Consider the following 23,444-nt stretch of genomic DNA (forward strand, 5'->3'; position numbering starts at 1 on the left):
TGAACAAGATGGATCTGGTGGATCATTCGCGCGCGCGCTTCCACGAGATCGTGTCCGAGTATCTCGGCATCGCCGAAGACCTGGGATTTGCGTCCATCACGCCAATCCCGATTTCGGCGCGCTATGGCGACAACATCTTCTCGCGCTCGGACGCCATGAAATGGCATGACGGCCCGACTCTGATGGAGCATCTGGAGCGTGTGGACACCAACGCCGACAAGGAAGCGGCCTATGCCTTCCGCTTCCCGGTGCAATGGGTGAACCGTCCCAATCTTGATTTCAGGGGCTTTTCCGGCACGGTCGCTTCGGGGATCGTGGCGCCCGGTGACGACGTGGTGGTCGCCCATTCGGGCAAAAGCGCCCAGATCGCACGCATTGTCACGGCGGACGGCGACCGCGACAGCGCGAAGGCGGGTGATGCGGTGACCCTGGTCCTGGACCGCGAGATCGATATCGCCCGCGGCGACATGCTCACTGATCCGCAGCAGCGCCCTGATGTGTCTGATCAGTTCGCAGCCGAAATACTTTGGATGACCGACGAAGAGATGCTTCCCGGTCGGTCCTATCTGTTGAAGGCCGGCGGTCAGATTGTTCCGGCGTCGGTGACGACCCTCAAGCACAAGCTCAACGTCAACAGTTTCGAGAAAGAGCCGGGCAAGTCGCTCAAGCTCAATGAAATTGGCGTCTGCACCCTGTCGACCTCGCGTCCCATCGCGTTTGATCCTTATACCGATCAGCGCGAAACCGGCTCGTTCATTCTGATCGACCGTTTCACCAATCAGACGGTGGGCGCGGGCATGATCGAGTTCTCTTTGCGCCGGGCGAGCAATATTCACACCCACGCCATGGATGTGAACAAGGAACGCCGCGCCGGAATGAAGGGTCAGAAGCCCGCCGTGCTCTGGTTCACGGGGCTTTCAGGCGCCGGCAAATCCACGATCGCCAATCTGGTCGAGCGCAAGCTGGCGGAAGCGGGGCGTCACACCTATTCGCTTGATGGCGACAATGTGCGCCATGGGTTGAACAAGGATCTGGGTTTCACCGATGTGGACCGGGTGGAAAACATTCGCCGCATTGGCGAAGTGGCCAAGCTGTTCGTGGATGCGGGCCTGATTGTAACCTGTTCGTTCATCTCGCCCTTCCGCTCGGAGCGTCAGATGGTGCGCGAGCAAGTGGAAGCGGGTGAGTTTGTCGAGATCTTCGTCGACGCGCCGCTTGAGGTCTGCATCGAGCGGGACCCCAAAGGGCTCTACAAGAAGGCTCAGGCTGGCGAGATCAAGAACTTCACCGGGTTTGACAGCCCGTATGAAGCGCCAGAGACCGCCGAGATCCACCTCAAGACGGATGATCTGTCGGCGGAAGACGCCGCCGAGCGCGTCATCGAGGCGCTGATCGAGCGCGGCTTCATCGGCTAGAGCGGCGTCGGCTAGAGCGGCGTCGGGCTGAGCGTCAGCCGCGGTGACTAGCGCGGCGGCTGACCCCAGGCGACGAACGCGCCGTTCTTGTAGCCGTCAGCGGTCTTGCCATAGCGGAAGGGCGCGCCGTCCGGATCGGTCACCCCGCCGCCGGCGGCGTTCAGCACCGCATGGCCCGCGGCTGTGTCCCATTCCATCGTCGGGCCAAAGCGCGGATAGAGGTCTGCTTCGCCCTCGGCGAGTTTGCAAAACTTCAGCGATGACCCGGCCGAAATCGCTTCGACCACGCCCTTGGCTTCGACGAAGGCCTTGGTTTGGTCGTCTGCGTGAGACCGGCTCATCACAGCGGTCATGCCGGCGTCTGGCGTGGGGCGAGTTTGGGCTGCGGACAGCCGCGAGTCGTCCAGGGTCTCTCCCGGTTCGAACAGGCCCGTAAAAGCGGTCTCGCCCCCCAGATAAAGCTGCTTGAGAGCCGGAGCATAAACCGCTCCTGCGACGGGCGCGCCGTTCCGGATCAACGCGATATTGATGGTGAACTCGCCCCGTTTGGCGATGAATTCCTTGGTGCCGTCCACCGGGTCCACCAGCAAGAACTCGTCGCTGACGCTGGGTCGCACACCCGCCTCAAAGCTTTCTTCGGCTAGAACCGGCGTGTCGGGCAAAAGCTTCGCCAGCGCGTCCAGAATGATCACTTCAGCGCGTTTGTCCGCTTCGGTGACCGGAGACTTGTCGGCTTTTTGCTCGGGCGTGAAGTCGCTCTCATAAACCTCCATCACCGGGATGGCGGCCTCAAGGCAGATTTGACCGAAAGAACGTGCGAGAGCGTCGAGAGGCATGGTCAGATCCTTTGTCGGGTGATCGGCTAGCGGCGTTCCGACTTGAGCAAATTCTTCAGATAGGCGCCATAGGCGTTGGGGATGGCGTTGGCCGTTTTCTTGAGTTGTTCGTCAGTGATGAAGCCGTTGCGCCAAGCGATCTCTTCAGGGCAGGCGATCTTGAGACCCTGGCGTTTCTCGATGGCGCGCACATATTCCGTTGCTTCCACCATGCCTTCGACCGTGCCGGTGTCCAGCCAGGCGACGCCACGCGACAAGAGCTGCACTTTCAGCTGCCCGCGGTCCATATACGCTTCGTTGACCGAGGTGATCTCAAGTTCGCCGCGTGCGGACGGCGTGATCGACTTGGCGATCTCGACAACGCTGGAATCATAGAAGTAAAGCCCGGTCACCGCCCAATTGCTGCGCGGTTTTTTCGGCTTTTCCTCCAGGCTGACAGCCCGTCCCTCATCATCAAGTTCGACAACGCCGAAAGCGGTCGGGTCGGCCACATGATAGGCGAACACCAGCGCGCCTTCGTCAAATTCGCCGGCCGTGCGCAAGCCTTCAACAAGACCTGCGCCATGGAAGAGATTATCGCCCAGGATCAGGGCCACATTGTCGTCGCCGATGAAGTCTTCACCGATCAGGAAGGCTTCGGCCAGGCCGCGCGGCTTGTCCTGCTCGGCGTACTGGATGGTCACGCCATAGCGCGACCCGTCTCCGAGCAGGGTTTCGTACGAGGATTTCGCCTCTGGCGTGGTGATGATCAGGATCTCGCGGATGCCGGCGAGAAGAAGCGTCGAAAATGGGTAGAAGATCAGCGGTTTGTCGTAGATTGGCAGGAGTTGCTTGGACACGGCCAATGTAATCGGGCGCAAGCGGCTGCCTAATCCGCCAGCCAGAATAATACCCTTTGTTGTTTTCGACATGACGGATGCTCACTCAACCTATGCGCTGCTCATAGCGTTGAGCGATCACTTCAGGCAAGCCCGCGCGCCAGTCCCCGGCTCCGATTCCGGTCGCGTCCAGCAAGGCTTGCGCATCCAGTCGCGTGTCTTTGGGACGTTTGGCAGGTTGCGGAAAGGCGGTTGAATCCACAGCCGTGATCACCGGGTCGGATTTCAGATATGGCCGCGCCAGTTCCGCTGCGGCGTGGGCGAAATCGTACCAGCTGGCATAGTCTCCGCCTCTATAGTGAAAGACGCCGCTCGGCCGCTCATCTCTCGCGGCAAGGGTCAAGAGCGCCTGCGCCAGATCGGGCGCCCAGCTGGGCGTGCTGATCTGGTCATCGACGACCTTGAGGGGCTGCCCCTGGTCGAGCCGGTTCAGGATGGCGTTGAGAAAACTGCCGCCGCGTGCGTCGAAGATCCAGGCGGCGCGGAGGATCAGCGCTGTGTCGTTTGCGTCCAGGATCGCCTGTTCGCCCTCGTGCTTGGTGCGCGCATAGACATTGAGCGGGTTGGTGGCGGCCGTCTCGGCATAAGGCGCCTGCCCAGGCGTCCCATCAAACACATAATCCGTCGAGACATGAAGAAAGCCGACATCGCGCGCCTTGCAGGCCGCGGCCAGACGCGCGGGACCTGTGCAATTGAGCGCACGGGCGGCCATCTCATCGTTTTCAGCGCCATTCACATCGGTATAGGCGGCGGCGTTGATCACGATCCGGGGGCGATGATGGTCCAGCAAAGCGGCGGGATCATGCTGGGCGAGATCGAACTGATCCCTTCCGCAGGCGGTCACGGCGTCGTTTTGCGCCGCCAGTGCGCGCGCCAATTGTCCTGTGCGCCCGATCACCAGGATCGGCGCGTCTGCGTCCGTGCGGTCTGGCGTCATGCGCTCAGACCCAGCCGTTCGCCCTGATAGCTTTTGTCGAGGATCGGCCGCCACCAATCCTCATGCGCCAGATACCAGTCCAGCGTTGCGGCGAGGCCGTCTTCAAAGCTGACTGATGGGCTCCAGCCGAGCTTGGCTTTGATGGTGCTGGCGTCGATGGCGTAGCGCTGATCATGACCGGGACGATCGGTGACGAACTGGATCTGCTCTGAACGGTCTGACTCTGCCGGGTGGATCGCGTCGAGCCGGTCGCAAATCGCACGCACGACCTGAAGATTTGTGCGCTCGGCGTCGCCGCCGATGCAATAGGTTTGACCGGCTTCGCCGTGGCTGACCACCAGCTCCAGCGCCCGCGCATGATCACCCACATACAGCCAGTCGCGCACATTCGAGCCGTCGCCGTAAACCGGCAGGGCTTCGCCGGACAGCGCTTTGAGGATCATCAGAGGGATCAGCTTTTCAGGAAACTGCCGCGGCCCGTAATTGTTCGAACAGTTCGACACCCGCACATCCAGCCCATAGGTGCGGCCCCAGGCGCGCGCCAGATGGTCGGACGCCGCCTTGGAGGCGGAATAGGGCGAGGAGGGATCATAGGCCGTGGTTTCGGAGAACTTGCCGTCGTCTCCCAGCGAGCCGAACACTTCATCAGTGGAGACATGCAAGAAGCAGAACCCGTCCGCCGCGGCGCCGCGCGTGTCGCGATACGCGCGCGCGGCCTCCAAAAGCGTGAAGGTGCCCAGAACGTTCGTATCGACGAAATCCTTCGCCCCGGTGATCGAACGGTCCACGTGGCTTTCCGCCGCCAGATGCATCACGGCGTCCGGCTCAAACCGGTCAAACGCCTGGGTCACGGCTTCGGTGTTGCGGATATCGGCGTGCAGGAAGCTGTATCGGGGATGACCCTCGAGGTCCGCCAGAGATGCGGGCGAGGCGGCATAGGTCAGCGCATCGAGATTGAGCACATCCCAGCCGGTCTCCAGCACCAGACGCCGCACCAGCGCCGAGCCGATAAAGCCGGACCCGCCTGTCACTAACACTCGCATTGCTAGGCTCCCTCCCACCCCGCGGGGAAGAGCGGGGCCACGTCCTTCAGGCGCGGCGCGGCGGCGTCTTTATCCGATAAAACCGGATCGTCCACCCCCCAGTCGACGCCCAGATCGGGATCGTTATACGCCACCGATCCATCATGCTCCTTGGAGTAATAGTCGGTCACCTTATAGGCAACCCGGGTATTGGCGACCAAGGTCACAAAGCCATGCAGAAAGCCGGGGGGCACCCAGAGCTGGCGCCCGTTCTCCTCGCTCAGCTCCACCGCCGCCCATTGGCCATAGCTCATCGAGCCCATTCGGATATCCACCACCACATCCCGGATCGCGCCGGTCATCACCCCGACCAGCTTGCCCTGCGCGTGGGGCGGAGATTGATAGTGCAGGCCGCGCAGCGTGCCCGCATGGGCCGAGAAGGACAGATTGTCCTGCACGAACTGCGGATCAAAGCCGGCCTCGGCCAGACGGCGCTGATTATAGCTCTCGGAGAACCAGCCGCGCGAATCGCCGAAGCGCGCAGGCGTGATCAGAAGCGGTGCGTCTGACGGGGCTTCAAGCCGGGGTTTGAACGGCGACAAGGGAGAAAGGGACATAAAAGCTCGGACACTGGGATAGGATAGTCTTCGACCTACCTTAACAAAGCGCATCTGCAAACCCGGCAGCGCGCCTCTTCGCGATTGTGCAGTGCGCTAGCGCCTCGTTAACCTTGCGGCGCTATTCCGTCTCTTGCATTGGTCCTGTCTTTCAGGGTGCGAATGGCGTGCGTTGCGCGAATGTGACACACGCTCCGTCGAACGCGTAAGCTGTGATCATGTACGCGGAGCGGGCGAATAAACGGTTGACACCACAGCCGTCTCTCGCCTTTACTCCGCATCGTTCGGCGCCTCGCTTGAGGGGGGCGTGAAACCGTGTTCTCTGCAGGAGCACGACAAATTCATGTTTGGCCCCATGGCGCTGAACAGCCATGGCTAAATCAATTGGGGGATTCCCAGATGAAACTGACTAACCTTCTCACTGGCGCTGCGATTGCAGCTCTGGTCTCCGGCGCGGCTTCCGCCCAAAACTTTGCGCTGGCCAACACCGACGGTGCTGCGACCAACGCTATCGAAGCTGCGATCATCATCCCGTCCGAGCTGAACTTCACCGCTCTGAACCCGGGTCGTTTCGAAGCCGCTGTCACCCCGTCTGCTGTGGGCCAGTTCCCGTCCGGCACCTCGACCATCACCGTCGACCTGACCAACGCCACCTTTGGTACGGCTGTTGCTCTGGCTGACATGATCGAAGCCACCAACAACGTTGCCGGCACCTGCTTCTCCGGCGCGGCTCTGGCCTCCGGCGGCGCTGTCGCACAGAGCTCTGTGGTGTTCACGGCTGACATCTCTGGCTGTGCAGCGGCTACGCTGACCGACGATATCCTGGCGTTTGATCTGCCGATCCGTCCGTCCAGCACAGGCACCGTCAGCGCGGCTATCTCGATCACCCAGACGTCTCCGGCATACTCCTTCACGGATTCTCTGACGATCGCGACCAACAACACCGCGTTCACCACGGCTGTGACGGCTGACACCACCCTCACTCAGATCGACCTGAGCTCCACGCCGAAATTCACCGCCTTCGACACCGTCGGCGCTGATGCCATCCTCGGCACCGTGGCTGTCGCTCCGCGCGCCAACACCTTCAAAGTGATCCCGGGCACCACCGGTAACCTTGGTGGTGTGGCTGTGGCGGCTGCTGACATGACCGCTCTTAAAGTCACCGTGTCTGGCGACTATACCGGTCAGAACGCTCCGACCCTGAACGGTGTTGCAGCCTCTGCTGCTGGCAACTCTTTTGCTGCTGGCGCGGCTGAGTTCAACTCCGCCACTTCGTCTGCTTTCAACGGCAACTTTGTGCTGGTCGACAACACCACCGCCAACCCGCAGGTTGAACTGAACGCATCGGCTTACTCCGTTGCGATCGAGGGCACCCTGGCCGCTGCAACTTACGCAACGACGGCTGTGGCCGGTTCTGGCAACCTGCAGTCTTCCGTTCGCGAAGGCACCACCGTGGCCCTGCCTTGGACCTCGTCCAACGGCACCAATTCGGTGATCCGCCTGGTTAACGAATCTGCAACCGCAGTTCCGTTCACCGGCCGCGTTCTGCGCACCGACTCTGGCGCAGCAGCGACCTCGTCCATCTCGCTCGGCACCATCCCGGCGAACTCCGAGATCGTTGTGTACTCTGCTTCCGGCCCGGCTGGCGCAGTTGTCCTGAGCGACGCTGCCCTGTTTGGTGACTTCGGTCGCGGCGACGTTGAAATGTTCTTCGAAGCTGCCGCTGGTAACCTGATCGCTCAGCGTTTCTTGGTGACCGGTACGGGTGAAGTCACTGACTTCCCGATCTTCTCGGCTGGTGACACCACGACTGGTGTCGCGACCGTCGAAGGCACCCTGCCGCGCTAATCCGCAACGCAGACCACTATTTAGGGAAAGGGCGGCTTCGGCCGCCCTTTCTTTTTGTCATGACGACGATTATGGATGGGGCAAGGCGTGGCTCGCGATATGCGGGCGAATCAATTTGAGCGAGATGTCCATGAAGTCCTCATCCTCCAGTGTTCGGGATCAATATGAGCGCTGGGTGTATCCCGAGCCTATCCAGGATTTGGAGGCGCATTTTAAAGACGGCACGAGTTTTGTGTTTGGCGAGCCTAGCCTGTCCTTTCACGCGATCTGGCCAGATAAAAAGCGCTTCGTGCCATCCATCTATGTCCCGGGGTGTGGATCCTCGCTCGCGCCGATGCTGGCCTATCTCAACCCTGAGAGTCGGGTTGTGGGCACAGATATCTCAGTGTCGAGTTTGCGCCATTCCAGGAAGCTGAAAACACAACACAATCTCGATAACCTTGAGCTCAAGCATCTTGATCTTCATGAGTCAGAGAGCCTTGGGGAAACGTTTGACTTAATCTTGGTGACGGGCGTTCTGCACCATTTGCCGGATCCGGTCGGCGGTGCCAAAGCCTTGAAGGCGGTGCTTGCACCTGACGGTGTCATGAGCGTCATGCTGTATGGCGCGAACCTTCGGGCTGGCATCTATATGCTGCAAAACGCGTTCAAAACGCTGGGATTGAAGCAATCGCCGGAGACTGTCAGGCGCGTGAGGGGCGTTCTAGAGCAACTGCATCCACAACACGCAGTGCAGCGCTATGTCAGCAGCGCGCCTGAGTTGCAACACGACGCTGCGCTCGTGGATACCTTTCTGCATCCACAGGATCGCGCCTATACGGTCGATGAAATTTATGAATTCGCCGAGCAGTCAGGATTTGAGTTCCAAGAATGGATCGAGCGCGGACACTATAATCCAAAGAACTATTTGCAGCCGTCTCACCCTTTGTACGAAGATATCATTCGTTTGCCCTTACGCGAAAGAGCAAGTGTCGTAGACAATATATTGCAGATGGTTGGAAGTCATAGATTTTATCTTCGAAAATCGGAAAATAGAAAAACCTATTTGGTCGACTTCTCTTCTGACGAGTTCATAAACTGGACCCCGCATCTGCACCCTAAAATTTTATGGGGTAACGATAATGGTCAACCTGTTCTGCGGCGGAACGATATTGATCTGCATCCAAATCCGCTGGTTCCAGCGCTGTTGAAATACGCAGACGGAACTCGCACGATAGGGGAATGCTTTGAGGCCTTGAAGGCTGAAGGCGCTCAAGTGACCGACAATGCGATAGATGCCGTCCGCACTGTCTTTGAGGAAATGTACCATTTCGGTCACCTTGATATCGAGCTGACGCCTCACGCTTAGTGTGCTGAAGCATACGCATTCGGAAAAAATCATGGACCACAGACGGATTGGCGAGATTTTGCTGGAGCGCGGTTGTGTGACTGCGACCGATGTCGAGCGCGCCGCCCGCTATCAAGGCGAGATCGGGGCGTTGTTCGGCCAGGCTTTGCTCCGCTTGGGCGCGGTCTCTGAGGACGTGTTGCTGTCCGCGCTATCTGATCAGCTTGATCTGCCTGTGCTGACGCCTGACCACTTGCCCGATGCTCCCTCGCTCTACCGCCAGGCGGCGGATTCGCTGGGCGTGTCCGTGGACTGGCTGTTGCTGCACGACACTGTGCTCTGGTACGCGCCAGAGGCTGGCGATGCGTCGTCGGCCGCTGAAGCGAGTGACGATCATGACATGAGGTCGCCGCCTGATTATAGCGCCAGGACCTTGCTGGTCTTCGCACGCTCACCCATGGACCCGGCCTTGCACGAGACCCTGTCGCGGCATGCGCTGGGCGGCGTCCAGTTCGTGCTGGGCCCCAACCGCTTGCTGGACACCGCCCTTGCGGGGCTGCGTTCGGCGGGGCGGGTGCAGTCGCGTGACGATATGGACGACGCGCAGCGCCTGCGCGAGATGGCGGAAGAAGCGCCGGTCATCGATTTTGTGAATGGCGTGTTTGAAGATGCGCTGCAGCGGCGCGCCTCGGATATCCATATCGAGCCGTTTGAAAGCCATTTCCAGATCCGTTTTCGCGTGGACGGCGTGCTGCACCAGATGCAAACCCTGCCGCGCGCCCGTTTTGACGCCGTAGCCAGCCGGATCAAGCTCTTGTCCAATATGGACATCGCCGAACGGCGCTTGCCCCAGGACGGGCGTCAGTCGGTGCGCTTCGCCGGTCAGGACATCGATCTGCGCGTGTCGTCCCTGCCGGGCGCCTGGGGGGAAAGCCTGGTGTTGCGCCTTTTGCGCAAGCAGCAAGAACTGCCAAGCCTTGAGGGGTTAGGGCTTGAAGGTCACGCCATGAGTGTGTTCCAGCAGCTGATCGCGGAGCCAAACGGCGTGATCCTCGTCACCGGACCCACGGGCTCGGGTAAATCCACCACGCTCTATCGCGGGCTGGAGCTGGTGAATGACGGCGAACGCAAGATCATCACCATTGAAGACCCGGTTGAATACGACATGGCCGGGATCACCCAGGTGCAGGCGCGCTCTGAAATCGGCTACACCTTCGCCAAGGGGCTTCGCGCCATCCTGCGACAGGACCCGGACGTGATCATGATTGGTGAGATCCGGGACGGCGAAACCGCCTCCATCTCCGCCCAGGCGGCGCTGACCGGTCATTTGGTGCTGTCGACGCTTCACACCAATTCGGCGCTGGCGGCGATCGAGCGCCTGATTGATCTCGGGGTTGAACCCTTCCTCGTGTCCTCCGCCTTGCGCGGACTGATGGGCCAGCGTCTTGTGCGGCGCTTGTGCGAGCATTGCGCCCGACCCGCAGACGCCGACGATGTGGCGTTGGGCGAGAAGATGTTGGCCGAAGCGCGTCGCGACGGCGCTGCGGGTCTGCCGGCGCAGTCCCAGTGGCGCAGCGCGGACGGCTGCCCTCAGTGCGGCGGGCAGGGCTATACGGGCCGGGTCGCCGTGTTTGAAGCGGCGCGTGTGACGCCAGCCCTGCGCAGCGCCATCAATGATCGCGCGGATGCGGCAGGGCTGCTCGCTGCGGCGCGTCAGGACGGCTATCTGACCATGCTGGAAGATGGCTTGATCAAAGCGTCCCAAGGCGTCACCTCAGTCGGTGAGGTTTTGCGGGTTCTGGGCGCCGGGCAGGCGCGACAACAGGCTCGGGCCTGAGGGGATCAAACAATGAGCGCGCACTACAGCCATTATGACGCCCTTGAGAACATGAAAAAGGCGGTGGCGGACGGCCATCATCGCGCTGTGATCGGCGGCATGTGGGACGAGCTGGGGGCGCTTCAGAAACGCTTCTTGCTGTCTCAGGGGCTCAAACCGCATCATCGCTTTATCGATATGGGCTGCGGGTCCTTGCGGGCGGGCGTGCCGCTGACCGAATATCTCGACCCGGAGCGCTATTACGGCGTCGATATCAGCGCTGACCTTCTCGAGGCGGGGTATGAGCGCGAAATCATTCCCGCGGGCCTCGACAGCAAGTTGCCACGGGATCATCTGGCGGCGAACGCGGACTTTGACGCGACCGGATTCGGCGTGCTCTTTGACTATGGCATCGCTCAGTCGGTCTTCACCCATATGCCGATTGCGCGGCTGACTGATTGCCTGACGGCGCTGGCGCCCGTGTTCGCGGAAGGCGGTCGGTTTTATGTGACCTTCTTTGAGCGCCCCGCCGATGCGGCGGCTGATGCGCCATTGCCGCACGAGCCAGGCGGGGTGGTGACCTATCCCGATCGCGATCCGTATGACACGACGATCGCGGCGCTCATGGCTGCGACGCCCAAAGGCTGGCGTCTGGATGTGCTGAACCATTGGGACCACCCCCGTGATCAGCGCATGGCCCTGTTTGTGCGCGAAACCGGTCAGGACTGATCATGCCCACCTATCTCTATCGCGGCTTGAATTCAGACGGCGCAGAGGTGGATGGTCGCCTGACGGCGGCGGACGAGGTAGAGGCGCTTCGCCAGCTCGAAGCCCAGCGCATCGCGCCGTACAAGCTCAATGAAGCGGGGCTGGAGCCGCGCAAGTACGAGCGCAAGAAAGCGCGCCCTCAGGACCGTTTTCGGTTCATGCGGCAATTGTCGGTCTTGCTCAAAGCCGGCACGCCATTGCTCGACGCGTTTGATTCGCTGAGCGCAGACGAGCCGTGCAAGGATTTGGCGGAGCAGGCCTTGAGCGTGCGCCGCGACTTGCGGTCAGGCGCGCAATTGTCCCTGGCCATGCGGGACGGGTTTGTCGATCTGCCCGCCTATGCGCCGCGCCTGATCGAGCTGGGCGAGGCGACGGGGCAATTGCCCAAGGCGCTGGCCGATATCTCCACCCAGATGGAGCATGACCTGAAAGCGGCGTCAGAGATCCGCAATGCGCTGGCCTATCCGGCGTTTCTGGCGGTGGCGGGTGTCTTCGCCATCGTCTTCATCTTTCTGTTTGTGGTGCCGCGCTTCGCCAATCTCTTGGGAGATGACCGCAGCTCTCTACCGGCGCTATCGCGTTGGGTGATCGAAACCGGTGTCTTCATGAGCGAGAACATGGTCCAGACCGGCGTGCTTGTTGCGGGGATTGTGGCGGTCGTGTTTGCGTTGTCTCGCAACAAAGGCGTGCGAACCAGCGTGTCGGAGCTCATGCACCGGATGCCGGTGGTCGGCAGTTTTCTAACCGCCTCGGAAGTCGCGCGCTGGGCGCGGGCGTGCGGCACGGCGTTGTCAGGCGGCGCGCCGCTGGTGGACGCTTTGGTGCTGGCGGAATCCGCGGTTACCTCAGTGCGCCGTAAACAAGGTCTGGCCGAGGCGCGACGCGCCATTCGATCCGGCGAACCGATCGACGCCGCGCTGAAAACCCATGCCGGGTTTGATTCCATGACCGTCAATCTGGTGCGCACGGGCCGGGCGTCAGCCAGCCTTGATGAAATGCTGCTTTTTGTGGCGGACCTCTATGAGGAGGAATCGCGCAATCGGGCCAAGCGGCTGACCTCTCTGGCGGAGCCGCTCGCCATTTTGTTCATCGCCATGGTGGTGGGCACGATTGTGATCAGCCTGGTGCTGGCGATGACGAGCATTTACGACATCGCCATCTAAGACAGGTCTTGCGCTCAGGCGCGCCAGCGCTTCGCCGGTTTTCCCGCCAGACCCAATTGATCATCAAGCGCTTCGAGCCGACGCGGATCGCGCGCGATCGCCGCCCATTGCGCGCCGGGATGGTGCCAGTTGATCAGCTTCATCACCAGGCCGTTCTCCGCGCATTGCTGATCCAGCCAGGGCTTGGGATAGGGCACGTTGAACGGATAGGTCCAGTCCGCCTCGGGCAGGGGCGTGTCGTCCTCGCCCAGGATAAAGCTGAACAGGAACAGCCCGTCCTGTTTCAGGCTTTGCGCCGCGGTTCGGATCAGATTGGCCGTCTGTTTGGGGCCGGAATGGGTGACGATGGATTGCGCCATGATGAAGTCGAACTCGGCGTCAAACACGGTGCAATCAAACGTGTCGTCATTGGAAAACAACGGCGCCTTAAGCGTGCGAAGCTGACCACCGGTTTCATGGGTGAAACCGTCCTGGATCAGCCAGTCATGGGGCTCAATCCCATAGTATTTGCCGCGCAGCAGGAACGGGATCAGGCAACGTCCCAGACGCAGCGAACCGCAGCCGAAATCAAGCACAGTGTCGGTTTCTTCAAGTCCCAGAGCCGTCAGCAGGTTCATCTGCAGCAAACCGAGCAAGCCATAGCGACCAGGCGGCCCCACATAGGCGCGGTAATGGTCATCACCAGCTTGAAGCTGGTTGGCGTCGGTCGCGGAAAGATGGCGGGTCATGTTCGGCTCCTCTGGGTTCAAGAGCTATATCAGCGCCTTGCCTGTGCGAAAACCGATCAAACCGCACTTGCGCCTTTCATTGCCGGTTTGGCGAGTGGTATGAGTGTCAAAAGCGGCGAGGGGAGCCGCATTATGACACTCCAGTATTGGATGAGGTTCGCCCATGATCAGTCTGGCTCGACGCTTTCAGCCCATCACGCGCGCGACACGGAAAACGCGCTCGGGTTATTCTCTCATGGAAGTCCTGATTGCGGTGGCGATCATCGCGGTCCTGGCGACCTTGGTCGGGCCGCGCCTTCTGGGGCAGCTGGACCGGGCGAATGTGACGGCGGCGGAGACGCAAATCCGGATGATCGAAACCGCGCTCGACACATTGCGGTTGGATATTGGGCGCTATCCGACTGAAGAAGAGGGGCTGGCCCTTCTTGTCACTTCCAATGAAGCCGTGTCCGGCATGTGGTCCGGTCCCTATCTTGACGGGGATGACGGACTGCCGGCCGATCCGTGGGGGCGTCCATACCAATACCGGGTCGGCGGCGGCTCTGATCGGGGCCAGGTCTTCTCTTACGGCGCGGATGGTCAGGAAGGCGGATCGGGTCTAGACGCTGATATCGGCCTGTAAGCCATGACCGGCGGGCTGAGTCGCACCCTCTTGGCCGTTCGAGCGGGATACTCCCTTCTCGAGGTGATTGTGGTGGTTGCGATCTTGGGGATCGCGGCCACTCTCAGCGGACCGTCCATCGGTCGTATGATCACCAGCCAGCAGGCTCAACAGGTCGTCCGTGGGGTGACGACCGAGATGGGAGCGCTGCGCGCCGAGGCCTTTCTCTCCAGCGCCTCTTTAAGCGCGCAAGATGTCCAGACTCGTCTGGACGCGCATATTCCTCCGGATTGGCGGATCGAGGTAGACGAGGCTTTGCGTGTCGCCTCCAGCGGCTATTGCACTGGAGGCGTTGTGCGTCTTGTCGCCCCTTCAGGCCGAGTGTGGACGTTTGAGGTGTCTGACGGTGATTGCGCCATGAGGCAAGCTATGTCCTAGAAGCGCGTCGGGTCCCGAACCTGAACCCAGCCCACGCGCCGGATCGTCAGATCTCTTCGGGTTTCACCTCGTTCAAGCGTCGCTTGAACTTCATAAAGCCCCACACCCCAGATGCTTGACCCCAGATAGCCGTCGGCGGGGCTTTCTGATGCGAGCTCACGGCTCTCCCAACTCAACCGCCACTCGCCAAGGTCCATGTCGCCTGTGGGTTGGGCGATCGGGTCTATGGTTTGCAGCACCGCCAGCGCGCTTTCCTGGGCGTCCAGCAGATCAGACGCGGTTTGAAGCCGCGCCGCGGTGTTCGCCAGCGTTTGTTGGAAGGCGTAGAGCGGGATGATGGCGATCGCCAGCAGGGCGACCGCGACCAGCGTCTCCATCACAGAAAAGCCGGGCCGGGTGCGGATCGAAGTCATGACAGCCTGTCTACGATAAACGCCAGGACGAAACCAGCAGCGAGGCCGGGTGCGAAGGGTAGACGCGTCTGGTGGCGCGCTCTGGTGAGCAAGCCCAGGACCAAGGTCAGTGCGGCCCCGATCGCCACCCCGAGGGCGGCGGTGACAGGCGGGCACCACAAGCCCAACGCGCCGACGAGTACGATATCGCCGCCTCCCAATCCCATCTCGCCACGCCGCAAACGCCCGTAGAGGCCGGCCAGTCCCAGAATCGCCATGGCCAGCGCGGCGGCGATCGTCATGTCCAGGCGTGTGAGGCCAGACGTCACGAGCGGCGCCGCTATCAGAGCAGCGAGCGCGATGATCGCGCTGGTGAGGTCGGCGAGCACCCCGAAGCGCCAATCCATGCTGACGGCAATGCTGAGTGCTGTCATGGCAGCGAGAAGCGCGCTGGTGATGATCAGGTCGCGGGTGACGACATACGCGCTCAAGGCCAGCAGCACGCCAGCCCCGCCACAAAGGGCGGGGCTGATACGTGACGGCGATCCCGTCTGCTGGGCGCTGATTTCTCGATCAATCCAGAGCGCGGACAGGCTGGCCAGTACGCCTGCGATGAGCGCCAGACCTGTCACGCTGCTCATGCCAGACTCTAGTCCTGATCAGAGGCCGCACCGCCAGCGGCGCGAATCTGGAACGGTTCACTGGGTGGCAACAGCGTGCCATTGGCGCGCGATTGATTCTCAAAGTTGGAGTTTAATGCGCGAACAAGAGTGTCCACTACCTGTTGCCGGTCATTGCGTGTGTCCAGAACAAAGGGGGTTACGAGAACGACAAGCATGGTTCGGGTCGCGTTCAAGGTCTCATTCCGGAAAGGCGCTCCGAGAAGGGGCACATCCTTAAGCAAGGGAATTCCTGAATTGCCGCGTGTGAACCTGTTCTCGATCAGACCGCCCAGCACAGCTGTTTGCCCGTCTTGCAAAGAGAGCTGAGAATTCATTGAACGTGTGGAAATGAGTGGGCTCGTGATGGCGGAGTTGCTGTTCGCTTCAGCGGCGCTGGTTTCTTGCGAGATTTCCAGGTCAATGCGATTGCCGCTGAACACACGCGGGGTCACGCTCAGGAGCACGCCGGTGCTGCGATACTGAACAGTTTGCAAAACATCGGTCGACCCGCCCGATTGAGAATTTGCGGCGCGTTGGGAAGTGATGATTGGAACGTCATTACCGACTTGAACGGTCGCCTCAGTACCTGACCGGGCTACGATTCGAGGCGTTGAAAGCACGTTGACCTGACTGTTATTGGCGGCGGCAGAGCCGTTCAAAGTGACCTGGCCGGTCCGCACTGTGCCAGAAAAACTGCCATTACTGGTTAGTTCTGCACTGAAGCCTGCGCTGAGTTCTGAGTCGAAGACTGCATTTAGACCATAGGACGAATCGTCAGTGAGGGTCACCTCAGCGATCGTCACTTCAATCATGACTTCAGGAACCGGCGTATCCAGTTGGCGAGCCAAGCTGACAAACTGATCATATTCAGCTTGTGTTCCATAATAGATGACCCGGTTTCCCTGCTCATCGACCGTCACATTGCCATAGCTCTGAGCGCTGAAATCGCTGGAGTCTGAGTTCGAGGAGCTGCTGCCCGTTGCGTCATCGCTCCCAGTCGCATCGACAGAAGCCGAGGATGAGCCCATGACGCTGGAAATAACTTCCGCCAGAATTGTCGCCTCAGTATTTTGCGCTTGATAGACGTGCGGCATGCGCACTTCAGCATTGAAGGCTTCCCGATCAAGTCGCACAGCCAACGCCAGCGCGTGATCGGTGAGATCCCGCGTTGCTGCGAAAATCATGATCTGGTTGGTAAACTCTAGCGGAAGCAGGGTGAGGGAACGTGGCGTCGTAACACCGACTCCGACCATATAGCCCTCAAGCGTCATGATTTGACTCATCGAGTTTGCAAGTGCAGTCGCGTCCCAGTTGCGTACGCTGACGGTGACAACTTGAGTGCCGGCATACCGCAATTCGTCCATCTGCTGAACGATGGCCATTGCCGCGTTAACATCTTCAGCCAATCCGCTCAGAGTCAGAGTGTTCAGCAGACGATTATTAGCGATTCTCAGGACATTGCGGTCTGGAAACGCCTGTTCCAGGATTTGTTGCATGTCTACGGCGTCGATCGCTGTCAGTTCGACAAACTGAACGACAGGCCGTAAATCTGAAGGCACGCTTGCATGCGCCCTTGCACGGACAAAACGGGGCATTTGGGCGCGTAGCTCAGCCAGCTCGACAACTCGGAACAGGCCCTCGTTATAAGTTACGCCAAGCCCGTAATCCTGGAGCGCTTGCTCAACAAGCGTGAGGAAGGTGGAGGGCTCCATGTCATTGACGCTGCGGAGTGAAATCAGTTCTTCTCGCGTCGCTACATTCGGGCCAAGGCTGAATGGCTGCTCAAGAATGTCGCTGAAGACTGTATTGACGAACGCCGGAACGGGTTGTGGCGGCAGGGTGACGTTGATCAGGGTGTCCGGCAAGTCGGGTGTGTCTAGATACGCTGCTTCTCCACCATTTCGACCTCGTCGCAATGACGGGACAGTATTGCGGGTCACCACGAGCGATGGCTGCTGCGGTCTTAGGGTTTCGTCATGGGTTTGCTCTTCAGCCACGTCGGATGGGTTTGGCGCGTTCTGTGTCACGACTGTGTCTGGAAGGGTGAGCCATTCCGGGCGTAAGGGACCGTTCTGTGATGCGCAGCCCACAGTGAAGAGCGCTGTGGCGCACGCCAGTGAAATACGAAGAGCGTTCATTGTGTGTCAGGCTCCGCCTTGAATGTCTCGATCAGACGCGTTTGCTCGCCCTTCTGAAGAAGGACTGAGGTTGAAGTGATGTCTTGAATAATCCAGCCGTCCGCTAGCTGATCCCCAACCTCGCGCACTTGCGCCCCCTCATTGTCACCATAGAGAAAGATGCGCCAGACGTCTTCTCGTTTGACAAGCGCAGAGAGCGAAGGGTCTCTGAGCGATTGTTCTAATTCTTCAACCGTTTGTGGAGCGCCCGTTCCATCTCCCTCCCCATTCTCCTGACGGAGATGTGCATTTGGGAACAGGTTGGATTCGTAAATGGCGCGGACAGCGCGATCAATGTCTTCGGCGGCGGCGAGTTGAGGAACAGTCAAACCGCTTCGGCGTCCCTCAGGTGCGTCGCCAGAATTTGAAACGCCGTTCAGCCATCCGAAGAGTAACGCCGCGACGGCAGCAAATCCGGCCATCAGTAACCGCAGTCGTGAGGTCATGGCGTACCCTCCGTGGACGAGGTGACGAGAGCTGGCGCTTGAAGGCGAAGATCGAGTGAACCGTTACTGCGCCGCCAATTGAACTGAGTAATGACAACCTGATGATCCAGACGGCTTAATTCCTGGAACAGCGCCAGAAACTGCCCTTCAGAATCACGACCTGACAGTGAAATTTCAAACAAACTGGCTGTGTCTCCCAGTGGCTCCGGGGTGGCTTGGACGTTGACCCGGCTACCAGTGAGTTCTGCGTTGCGGGCTGCGGTCTCGACAGCACCTTGCAGCTGCGCGGCGACAATGCCGTTTGTCGCGCCTCGCCAAAAATCAGACTGTGTCTGAGATAATTGATCTTGCAAGGTTTCAGCCTGCATGATCCAGCTCTGGTCACTGAGAAGGCTGAGCTCCAGGCGCCGGGCGCGATGCAGTTCTTCAACATCCCCACGAAGCGCAGAAGTGGACGCGCTCAATTCACCTAGCCCCCAGATGGCTAGAATGGCGATCAACAGGCCCAGGCCGATACGAGCGCGAGGCGTCGCCTGTTCTTGAAGTTTGCCGGTCCATTGAGAAAGCTTGCCGCGCTCTGTCATGACTGGGCCTCCAGATTGGCCGTGAGACTCCACTCACCAGCCCCACGTCCAGGCTCAACGCTGACGCTGTTCATAAGCGGGTTGTTCTCCATGGCGCGAACCAGGGCTTCTGGTGCAAAACCTTCATTTGAGTGGATGACAAGCGTCAACCGGTCTTCATTCTGCTCGAAAGAATCCAAGCGAAGGGAGAAACGGGAAAGTTCTTCACTGACGCTTGCTAATAGCGCGGCCGGGTGGCGACGATTGAGGGCTTGCGCATACAGCGCCAATTCATCAGATGTCATTTGCGCACTTTGCCTGGCGGCGCTTATTTCAGCTGTTTCTTGAGAAAGTTGCGCGAGCTCACCGCTTGCTGAAGCGCGCGCATGGCTCAATTGAGCCCACTGACCTAGCAAATAGAGCGCTGGAACCGCCAGGAAGACCATGACCAACGCCGCTAGGTCGCGCAGACCAATGGTTTTTATCCGATCCACAAGAACTGTGTACGGCGGCGCATTCGCAGGCTTTGAAAGAAGGTCGAGAGCTACAGGTACTGGCTGAATGCTGTCTCCTCCGCTCATCCGGGTCGCACGCAGAAATCCTGCCCAGTCTGTCGTACTGGGCGGCGTTGGCCACCATCGACTGGCGATCAGGGTCTGGTCTTGCCAGGCTTGACCTTCATACCCATCGATACATTCCACCAAGCGAGCGCCGGTCACCATGGGCGGATGGAGTACGGTTTCAGGAAGAGTTTCACCTTCGAAATCGGCAAGATCAGCGGTTAAATGGCGCGGCCAGCTCCAGATTCCGATACGATCTTCGCCCCAGTCAAAATGGAATGCTGGGTCTGCGATTGGGGTGCGTGCTTTGGCGCTTAACTTGACGGCTTCGTATCTTTGAAGGCTGTGTCCGCCAGCAGGCGTCGGCATGGTTTCATAGTGACACAGCGCTCGCGTAATGATGATGCGTTCACCAAAAACCAGACGCTGAAGACGACCCCCTTCTCGGTCTAGGCCATTCTCAGAACTCAGTTGTGATTGCGGTCGGTTGGGGAAGCGGCGGGACATCGTCGATTCTCTCAATTCGCAAAATGTTTTGCGTATAATCTCCCCCAATAGCGTACTTGCTGTGAACCACAAAGGGCGAGATCAGGCTGGTGGGCGTGAGTTCCACGACCGTACGCTGGCTTATGACACCGTCGAGGCTATGCGTGATGAGCGTCAGTCTTGGGCCGGCTGTCGTTGCGATGCTCAGCGGGTCCCGGATCTCGTCAAATGCCGGGGCGCCAATCTCGCTGAACGATCTCAGTTCTGACCTAGCGAAGCTTGAATGAACACGCGCTATTTCTTCCGCTTGCGTGTCCGGCATGAGGAAAGTCAGCAGAGCCTCAGATGCGAGATTCGCGTTCATCCGGTCAGCTGAGCGCGTACGGAGCGTCATAAGGAGGCGACCTCTATCCTCGCAGACTGCAGAGTCAGACCAGTGTTTTATCGCGCATAATTCCAGCGCGTCCCGCAATGGCTTGTTACTTGGAAGGCCGGGCGCTTCATAATCTCGCGCTTCCGCCCCGCCCAAACTTCGCAGGTTGTCTTGATCCTGATAATCAATCAGCGTCGCCACAAAGCGCGAGTGTTCGGTGCGAGGAACTCCGAACAGATCTAGCATGTCTGAAATGTAGACGGGATCGCGACTGTTCGCATTCAAGAAAGTCTGATCAGCATACAGGCGTGCAATAACGGGATAGTCCTGGCCATAGTGATAGGCTTGTCCATTGACCAAGATCAGGGTCTGTGTGGATGATTGCGCTCCAGTGCCGAAAAGAAGCGCTGCAGGATCGCTGACTTGCCCAACAGAAACACCATTCAGCGTCATCGGCTCGGTCAGAAGCTCATAGATGAGCGTCTGCTCCGCGGAGATCATTTCTGAGCGAATCCGCATCTGGTCTGAGAGCGCTGTGATGGTTTGCGTGGAGTTGCGCACTTGTTGGGCCGCGATTGTTGCGACCATCGCGATCACGATGATGGCGGCGAGCGTGAGCGGCAGGGCGTATCCGGGGCGAGCGCTCATTATTGCAGCCTTCCGAGCAGGTCCTCAACGCGAGGAGTAGGGCCAGCGGTGGTGGACAAGTGAAACGCTATGATTTGGGTACGGCCATCTGGCAGACGGATTTCAGTTCGAACCGCAAGTGGTTGGGTTGCGAAATAGGAATTGGTGTTGCTGCTTGCAGTCTGGCTGACGTCTGATGATGGCGGCCAGATCGGCGACCAGTTGCGAGGAACGGGCTCGCCCATTCGACGGATGAAGCCGGTACGGTCTGCACTGGACTCGCCATAATAGACAAATCGCCCCTCAGCTCGGGGCCAGAATGCAACTTGCAGAGCGCTGGATCGCTCTTCGTAGACCAGGGCGGACCCTTCCGACGTATTCTCAATCCGAAGCGTGTAAGGGTGTACGCCTGGCCGCACGGATATGAGGGGCTGGGATGTTAGAGCGGAAAACTCAGCGCCATTGCCATTGAAAGTGTTCGGTGCATCGAAATAGTCGGGCTTGGTTGCATCCACAGCCCGGCGGACGCCGGCCAGGGTGATGTAATCTTGGGACGCGTTGCGGGCGGCCTGTTCGATCCGGAAGCCGTTGGAAGCTGAAGCGCGGACGGTTTCCAGTACCGTCGCGGCCAGGATCGCCGTGACCGCGAGCATGATGAGGACTTCAATCAGCGTGTACCCGGCGGAACGGTTCATGGTCTTCCAGATCGGTTCAAAAGCGCCCTACAGGTAATAGCACGGCTGAAAAAGGGTTTGAACGCACTCGGTGTGAGTCGTGTGCAATGTTAATCACGGCTGGAGGTGTGCTCGCCTGTCCGCGTGAGCTTGGCGCCGCGCCGGGTCACCAGAACCGGCGACCAGATCATGGCCCGCATAAGCGAGGCGAGGGACCCGGTCCTGATGCGGCGCAAGGCTTTGCGCTGGCTCATCACGGCGCCCAGGCCTTCCCAGGCGGCGGCATAGGCGCGTTTGAGATAACTGCGCCGTTCAGCATCGGCCCGCAAATACAAATACACATTGATCGCGAGATGAAGCGGCGTCAGGACCGGCAACAACGCCGCCGGCGTGTTCTTGAAGAACACCCAGATCCGGTTGCGGTGACCGTGAAACAGGGTGAATTCCGAGTGTCGGCCCGTGGTCCCCGAGCCAGCATGATAGACGATGGCGTCTGTGAGCTGGATGCAGATCTGTCCGGTCAGGCGGACGCGAAATCCGTAATCCACATCTTCGCAATAACAGAAGAAACGCTCGTCAAACCCGCCCAGTTCGACAAACCGCGCGCGGTCATAGAAGGCGGCGGCGCCGCAAGGCGCAAACGTCTCGCCTTCTGGTGGATTATCGCTCAGCGGTCGCCCTTCCAGCGCCCGCCAGGCCACGCCGCCCGCGTACCAGACATCGCCTGCGCCATCGAGGATGTCCGCTTCGTCCAGCCTGAGCTGAGTGGATCCGAAAGCCGGACAGTCCGGCCAGCGCCGTGCGCCGTCCAGCAGGGCCTCCAGCCAGTTCGGCGCGACGCGCGTATCCGGGTTCAGCAAGGCGATCCAGCGTGCATGTGACGCGCGGGCCGCGCGGTTATTGCCCCCCGCAAAGCCCAGATTTTCGCCCGGGCGATCAATGCGGAAGCGGTCGTCCGGCAAGGTCAGCGAATCCACGGCGCCGTCTGTGGAGGCGTTGTCCACAATCACCGCCTCAAAGTCCGTGAAACTTTGCGTCGCCAGCGCATCCACACAAGGCTGCAGAAAATCGCCGCTGTTATAGGCGACGATGATGACGGTGATTGTGGGCGGGGTCGGTGAGGCAAGGGTGTCGGTCATGCCGGGCCGCCCAGTAGAGGCCGATCTGCGGAGAGACTTTCAAAGCGCTCGCGGATATAGCGCTCGCCGTCTTCGCGTTCTTGCGCCGTCGTGTTCCGTGTTTCTGTGATGGCGGCGTACAAAGCCTCCGCTTCGCTGAAGTGCTCCAGCTGGTCCAGCGTGTCGCGAATATCACTCTGATGGGTGCCCGAAGAGTTCAGGCGGCGGTTCAGGAAGGCGGCGCACTCTGAGCACGATGGCTCATTCAGAAACGCGCAGATGGTCTCCATCAGCGTTTCGGGTTCAGATTGCAGACGATCAAAGTCGACCCGGAAGACACGGCCAGGGCCAAGGGCCCTCTCGGTGTTCCAGGCGGCGCGCACATGGTCCATCCAGATTCCAAGCGCAGTCTCGCGTTCGGTGGCGACGCCTCCAGCGACATCGAATTTTTCAAGCGAGGCGATGACGCCCTGTGGCGCGCGCAGATGAAACAGGAATTGCGCGCCGGGGAACATCCGCGCCAGTGCCCAGGTGTAGAAGGTGTTGATCGGCGCGCCGTCGATCCAGCGTGTCTTGGCGTGGTCCGGATCTAGGCGGATGTGCAGGAATTCAGGGTCTGCGAGCTGGTCGGCGCTGGGGCGGCCATCCTCGCCATATTTGTGCTTGAGCCGTCTTGTGAAGGCGTCATGAACCACGGCGTTGATGGCGCGACCCTTGTGTTCAAGGAACGCATCGAACGGGAAGTCGACATTGGAGAGGTGTGAGAATTCTCCGCGTTCGGACCCCAGTCTGAACGATTGCAGACTCGCCACCGCTTCCGCCGCGATCCAGGCCGTCTCCGGCATGGGCTGAATGTCGGGATGCTGGCCGAGCGCCCAGGTCATCACTGAAGTGCCCGAGCGCGGCGCGCCAATGATGAAAACGGGCCGGGGCGATGACGTGGACATGCGGGACGCGCCTGAGGCAAGCAGT

General features: G+C 60.1%; 24 protein-coding genes. 8 read left to right on the forward strand and 16 right to left on the reverse strand.

Annotated elements, in window-relative coordinates; genetic code table 11:
- On the forward strand, positions 1-1,415 hold a 1,415-nt coding region (gene cysC, locus B3M53_RS00460), incomplete at its 5' end, for an adenylyl-sulfate kinase (RefSeq protein ID WP_286799443.1).
- Positions 1,416-1,462: 47 nt separating this feature from the next.
- On the opposite strand, the gene cysQ is transcribed toward cysC, so the two are convergent.
- From cysQ to rfbC, 5 genes are read right to left on the reverse strand one after another with little or no spacing between them, the layout of a single operon-like run.
- Complete coding sequence (gene cysQ, locus B3M53_RS00465; protein WP_273020140.1) at positions 1,463-2,251, reverse strand: 3'(2'),5'-bisphosphate nucleotidase CysQ; 789 nt, start codon at positions 2,249-2,251, stop codon at positions 1,463-1,465.
- Positions 2,252-2,277: 26 nt separating this feature from the next.
- Complete coding sequence (gene rfbA / locus B3M53_RS00470; RefSeq protein ID WP_273020139.1) at positions 2,278-3,162, reverse strand: glucose-1-phosphate thymidylyltransferase RfbA; 885 nt, start codon at positions 3,160-3,162, stop codon at positions 2,278-2,280.
- Positions 3,163-3,175: 13 nt separating this feature from the next.
- Positions 3,176-4,066: a dTDP-4-dehydrorhamnose reductase gene (gene rfbD / locus B3M53_RS00475; RefSeq protein ID WP_273020138.1), complete on the reverse strand. Its 891-nt coding sequence runs from the start codon at positions 4,064-4,066 to the stop codon at positions 3,176-3,178.
- Positions 4,063-5,109: a dTDP-glucose 4,6-dehydratase gene (rfbB, locus tag B3M53_RS00480; protein WP_286799445.1), complete on the reverse strand. Its 1,047-nt coding sequence runs from the start codon at positions 5,107-5,109 to the stop codon at positions 4,063-4,065. The genes rfbD and rfbB overlap by 4 nt, the downstream gene beginning before the upstream one ends.
- Before the next feature lie 2 nt (positions 5,110-5,111).
- The gene (gene rfbC, locus B3M53_RS00485; RefSeq protein ID WP_273020136.1) at positions 5,112-5,705 is read right to left on the reverse strand and encodes a dTDP-4-dehydrorhamnose 3,5-epimerase; all 594 of its coding nucleotides are present in this window, start codon (positions 5,703-5,705) and stop codon (positions 5,112-5,114) included.
- Between the two features lie 399 nt (positions 5,706-6,104).
- Between rfbC and B3M53_RS00490 the strand changes: the two genes are divergently transcribed.
- The 5 genes from B3M53_RS00490 (at position 6,105) to B3M53_RS00510 (ending at position 12,627) form a co-directional block, all read left to right on the forward strand.
- Complete coding sequence (locus B3M53_RS00490) at positions 6,105-7,553, forward strand: hypothetical protein (protein WP_273020135.1); 1,449 nt, start codon at positions 6,105-6,107, stop codon at positions 7,551-7,553.
- A 130-nt stretch (positions 7,554-7,683) separates the two neighbouring features.
- Positions 7,684-8,901, forward strand: coding sequence for a class I SAM-dependent methyltransferase (locus tag B3M53_RS00495; protein WP_273020134.1), 1,218 nt, complete (start codon positions 7,684-7,686; stop codon positions 8,899-8,901).
- A gap of 31 nt (positions 8,902-8,932) precedes the next feature.
- The gene (locus B3M53_RS00500) at positions 8,933-10,717 is read left to right on the forward strand and encodes a GspE/PulE family protein (RefSeq protein WP_273020133.1); all 1,785 of its coding nucleotides are present in this window, start codon (positions 8,933-8,935) and stop codon (positions 10,715-10,717) included.
- 12 nt (positions 10,718-10,729) lie between these two features.
- Positions 10,730-11,425, forward strand: coding sequence for a class I SAM-dependent methyltransferase (locus B3M53_RS00505; RefSeq protein WP_273020132.1), 696 nt, complete (start codon positions 10,730-10,732; stop codon positions 11,423-11,425).
- A gap of 2 nt (positions 11,426-11,427) precedes the next feature.
- Positions 11,428-12,627: a type II secretion system F family protein gene (locus B3M53_RS00510; protein ID WP_273020131.1), complete on the forward strand. Its 1,200-nt coding sequence runs from the start codon at positions 11,428-11,430 to the stop codon at positions 12,625-12,627.
- A gap of 14 nt (positions 12,628-12,641) precedes the next feature.
- Here B3M53_RS00510 and B3M53_RS00515 read toward each other — a convergent pair whose 3' ends face one another.
- Positions 12,642-13,355 carry a methyltransferase domain-containing protein gene (locus B3M53_RS00515; RefSeq protein WP_273020130.1) on the reverse strand — a complete coding sequence of 238 codons (714 nt, stop codon included), beginning with the start codon at positions 13,353-13,355 and terminating at the stop codon, positions 12,642-12,644.
- A 163-nt stretch (positions 13,356-13,518) separates the two neighbouring features.
- Between B3M53_RS00515 and gspG the strand changes: the two genes are divergently transcribed.
- Both gspG and B3M53_RS00525 read left to right on the forward strand, forming a co-directional pair.
- Complete coding sequence (gene gspG, locus B3M53_RS00520; RefSeq protein ID WP_273020129.1) at positions 13,519-13,977, forward strand: type II secretion system major pseudopilin GspG; 459 nt, start codon at positions 13,519-13,521, stop codon at positions 13,975-13,977.
- 3 nt (positions 13,978-13,980) lie between these two features.
- On the forward strand, positions 13,981-14,394 hold the full coding sequence (locus B3M53_RS00525) for a pilus assembly FimT family protein (protein WP_273020128.1): 414 nt from the start codon (positions 13,981-13,983) through the stop codon (positions 14,392-14,394).
- Here the strand turns inward: B3M53_RS00525 and B3M53_RS00530 are convergent.
- The 10 genes from B3M53_RS00530 to B3M53_RS00575 form a co-directional block, all read right to left on the reverse strand.
- Positions 14,391-14,807, reverse strand: a complete 417-nt coding sequence (locus B3M53_RS00530) for a type IV pilus modification PilV family protein (RefSeq protein WP_273020127.1) — start codon at positions 14,805-14,807, stop codon at positions 14,391-14,393. The genes B3M53_RS00525 and B3M53_RS00530 overlap by 4 nt on opposite strands.
- On the reverse strand, positions 14,804-15,427 hold the full coding sequence (locus tag B3M53_RS00535; protein WP_273020126.1) for a prepilin peptidase: 624 nt from the start codon (positions 15,425-15,427) through the stop codon (positions 14,804-14,806). The genes B3M53_RS00530 and B3M53_RS00535 overlap by 4 nt, the downstream gene beginning before the upstream one ends.
- 8 nt (positions 15,428-15,435) lie before the next feature.
- Positions 15,436-17,586 (reverse strand): secretin N-terminal domain-containing protein, encoded by a 2,151-nt coding sequence (locus tag B3M53_RS00540; RefSeq protein ID WP_273020125.1) that lies wholly within the window; start codon positions 17,584-17,586, stop codon positions 15,436-15,438.
- On the reverse strand, positions 17,583-18,071 hold the full coding sequence (locus B3M53_RS00545) for a SctD/MshK family protein (RefSeq protein WP_273020124.1): 489 nt from the start codon (positions 18,069-18,071) through the stop codon (positions 17,583-17,585). The genes B3M53_RS00540 and B3M53_RS00545 overlap by 4 nt, the downstream gene beginning before the upstream one ends.
- A complete protein-coding gene (locus B3M53_RS00550) occupies positions 18,068-18,655 on the reverse strand; it encodes a hypothetical protein (RefSeq protein ID WP_273020123.1) in 588 nt (195 codons plus the stop codon). The genes B3M53_RS00545 and B3M53_RS00550 overlap by 4 nt, the downstream gene beginning before the upstream one ends.
- Entirely contained in the window at positions 18,652-19,701 is a 1,050-nt protein-coding gene (locus B3M53_RS00555) for a hypothetical protein (protein WP_273020122.1), read from the reverse strand. Before B3M53_RS00555 ends, B3M53_RS00550 begins: the two co-directional genes overlap by 4 nt.
- Entirely contained in the window at positions 19,655-20,701 is a 1,047-nt protein-coding gene (locus B3M53_RS00560; protein WP_273020121.1) for a type II secretion system protein GspK, read from the reverse strand. Before B3M53_RS00560 ends, B3M53_RS00555 begins: the two co-directional genes overlap by 47 nt.
- The gene (locus B3M53_RS00565) at positions 20,701-21,375 is read right to left on the reverse strand and encodes a type II secretion system protein (protein WP_273020120.1); all 675 of its coding nucleotides are present in this window, start codon (positions 21,373-21,375) and stop codon (positions 20,701-20,703) included. The genes B3M53_RS00560 and B3M53_RS00565 overlap by 1 nt, the downstream gene beginning before the upstream one ends.
- An 89-nt stretch (positions 21,376-21,464) precedes the next feature.
- Positions 21,465-22,493 (reverse strand): glycosyltransferase family 2 protein, encoded by a 1,029-nt coding sequence (locus tag B3M53_RS00570; protein ID WP_273020119.1) that lies wholly within the window; start codon positions 22,491-22,493, stop codon positions 21,465-21,467.
- Positions 22,490-23,419: a sulfotransferase family protein gene (locus B3M53_RS00575; RefSeq protein WP_273020118.1), complete on the reverse strand. Its 930-nt coding sequence runs from the start codon at positions 23,417-23,419 to the stop codon at positions 22,490-22,492. The genes B3M53_RS00570 and B3M53_RS00575 overlap by 4 nt, the downstream gene beginning before the upstream one ends.
- Positions 23,420-23,444 lie beyond the last annotated feature (25 nt).

This window comes from Oceanicaulis sp. UBA2681, assembly GCF_002354675.1.
Lineage (GTDB): Bacteria > Pseudomonadota > Alphaproteobacteria > Caulobacterales > Maricaulaceae > Oceanicaulis > Oceanicaulis alexandrii.

Bases quoted from the DNA above. Each gene is read 5' to 3' on its own strand.
- B3M53_RS00500 (WP_273020133.1), top strand. From the start codon at position 8,933: ATGGACCACAGACGGATTGGCGAGATTTTGCTGGAGCGCGGTTGTGTG.
- B3M53_RS00565 (WP_273020120.1), bottom strand. From the start codon at position 21,375: ATGAACCGTTCCGCCGGGTACACGCTGATTGAAGTCCTCATCATGCTC.
- B3M53_RS00495 (WP_273020134.1), top strand. From the start codon at position 7,684: ATGAAGTCCTCATCCTCCAGTGTTCGGGATCAATATGAGCGCTGGGTG.
- B3M53_RS00560 (WP_273020121.1), bottom strand. From the start codon at position 20,701: ATGAGCGCTCGCCCCGGATACGCCCTGCCGCTCACGCTCGCCGCCATC.
- B3M53_RS00530 (WP_273020127.1), bottom strand. From the start codon at position 14,807: ATGACTTCGATCCGCACCCGGCCCGGCTTTTCTGTGATGGAGACGCTG.
- B3M53_RS00510 (WP_273020131.1), top strand. From the start codon at position 11,428: ATGCCCACCTATCTCTATCGCGGCTTGAATTCAGACGGCGCAGAGGTG.
- B3M53_RS00525 (WP_273020128.1), top strand. From the start codon at position 13,981: ATGACCGGCGGGCTGAGTCGCACCCTCTTGGCCGTTCGAGCGGGATAC.
- B3M53_RS00515 (WP_273020130.1), bottom strand. From the start codon at position 13,355: ATGACCCGCCATCTTTCCGCGACCGACGCCAACCAGCTTCAAGCTGGT.
- B3M53_RS00545 (WP_273020124.1), bottom strand. From the start codon at position 18,071: ATGACCTCACGACTGCGGTTACTGATGGCCGGATTTGCTGCCGTCGCG.
- B3M53_RS00555 (WP_273020122.1), bottom strand. From the start codon at position 19,701: ATGTCCCGCCGCTTCCCCAACCGACCGCAATCACAACTGAGTTCTGAG.
- B3M53_RS00535 (WP_273020126.1), bottom strand. From the start codon at position 15,427: ATGAGCAGCGTGACAGGTCTGGCGCTCATCGCAGGCGTACTGGCCAGC.
- gspG (WP_273020129.1), top strand. From the start codon at position 13,519: ATGATCAGTCTGGCTCGACGCTTTCAGCCCATCACGCGCGCGACACGG.
- B3M53_RS00505 (WP_273020132.1), top strand. From the start codon at position 10,730: ATGAGCGCGCACTACAGCCATTATGACGCCCTTGAGAACATGAAAAAG.
- B3M53_RS00570 (WP_273020119.1), bottom strand. From the start codon at position 22,493: ATGACCGACACCCTTGCCTCACCGACCCCGCCCACAATCACCGTCATC.
- B3M53_RS00575 (WP_273020118.1), bottom strand. From the start codon at position 23,419: ATGTCCACGTCATCGCCCCGGCCCGTTTTCATCATTGGCGCGCCGCGC.
- rfbC (WP_273020136.1), bottom strand. From the start codon at position 5,705: ATGTCCCTTTCTCCCTTGTCGCCGTTCAAACCCCGGCTTGAAGCCCCG.
- cysQ (WP_273020140.1), bottom strand. From the start codon at position 2,251: ATGCCTCTCGACGCTCTCGCACGTTCTTTCGGTCAAATCTGCCTTGAG.
- rfbD (WP_273020138.1), bottom strand. From the start codon at position 4,066: ATGACGCCAGACCGCACGGACGCAGACGCGCCGATCCTGGTGATCGGG.
- rfbA (WP_273020139.1), bottom strand. From the start codon at position 3,162: ATGTCGAAAACAACAAAGGGTATTATTCTGGCTGGCGGATTAGGCAGC.
- B3M53_RS00490 (WP_273020135.1), top strand. From the start codon at position 6,105: ATGAAACTGACTAACCTTCTCACTGGCGCTGCGATTGCAGCTCTGGTC.
- B3M53_RS00550 (WP_273020123.1), bottom strand. From the start codon at position 18,655: ATGACAGAGCGCGGCAAGCTTTCTCAATGGACCGGCAAACTTCAAGAA.
- B3M53_RS00540 (WP_273020125.1), bottom strand. From the start codon at position 17,586: ATGAACGCTCTTCGTATTTCACTGGCGTGCGCCACAGCGCTCTTCACT.
- rfbB (WP_286799445.1), bottom strand. From the start codon at position 5,109: ATGCGAGTGTTAGTGACAGGCGGGTCCGGCTTTATCGGCTCGGCGCTG.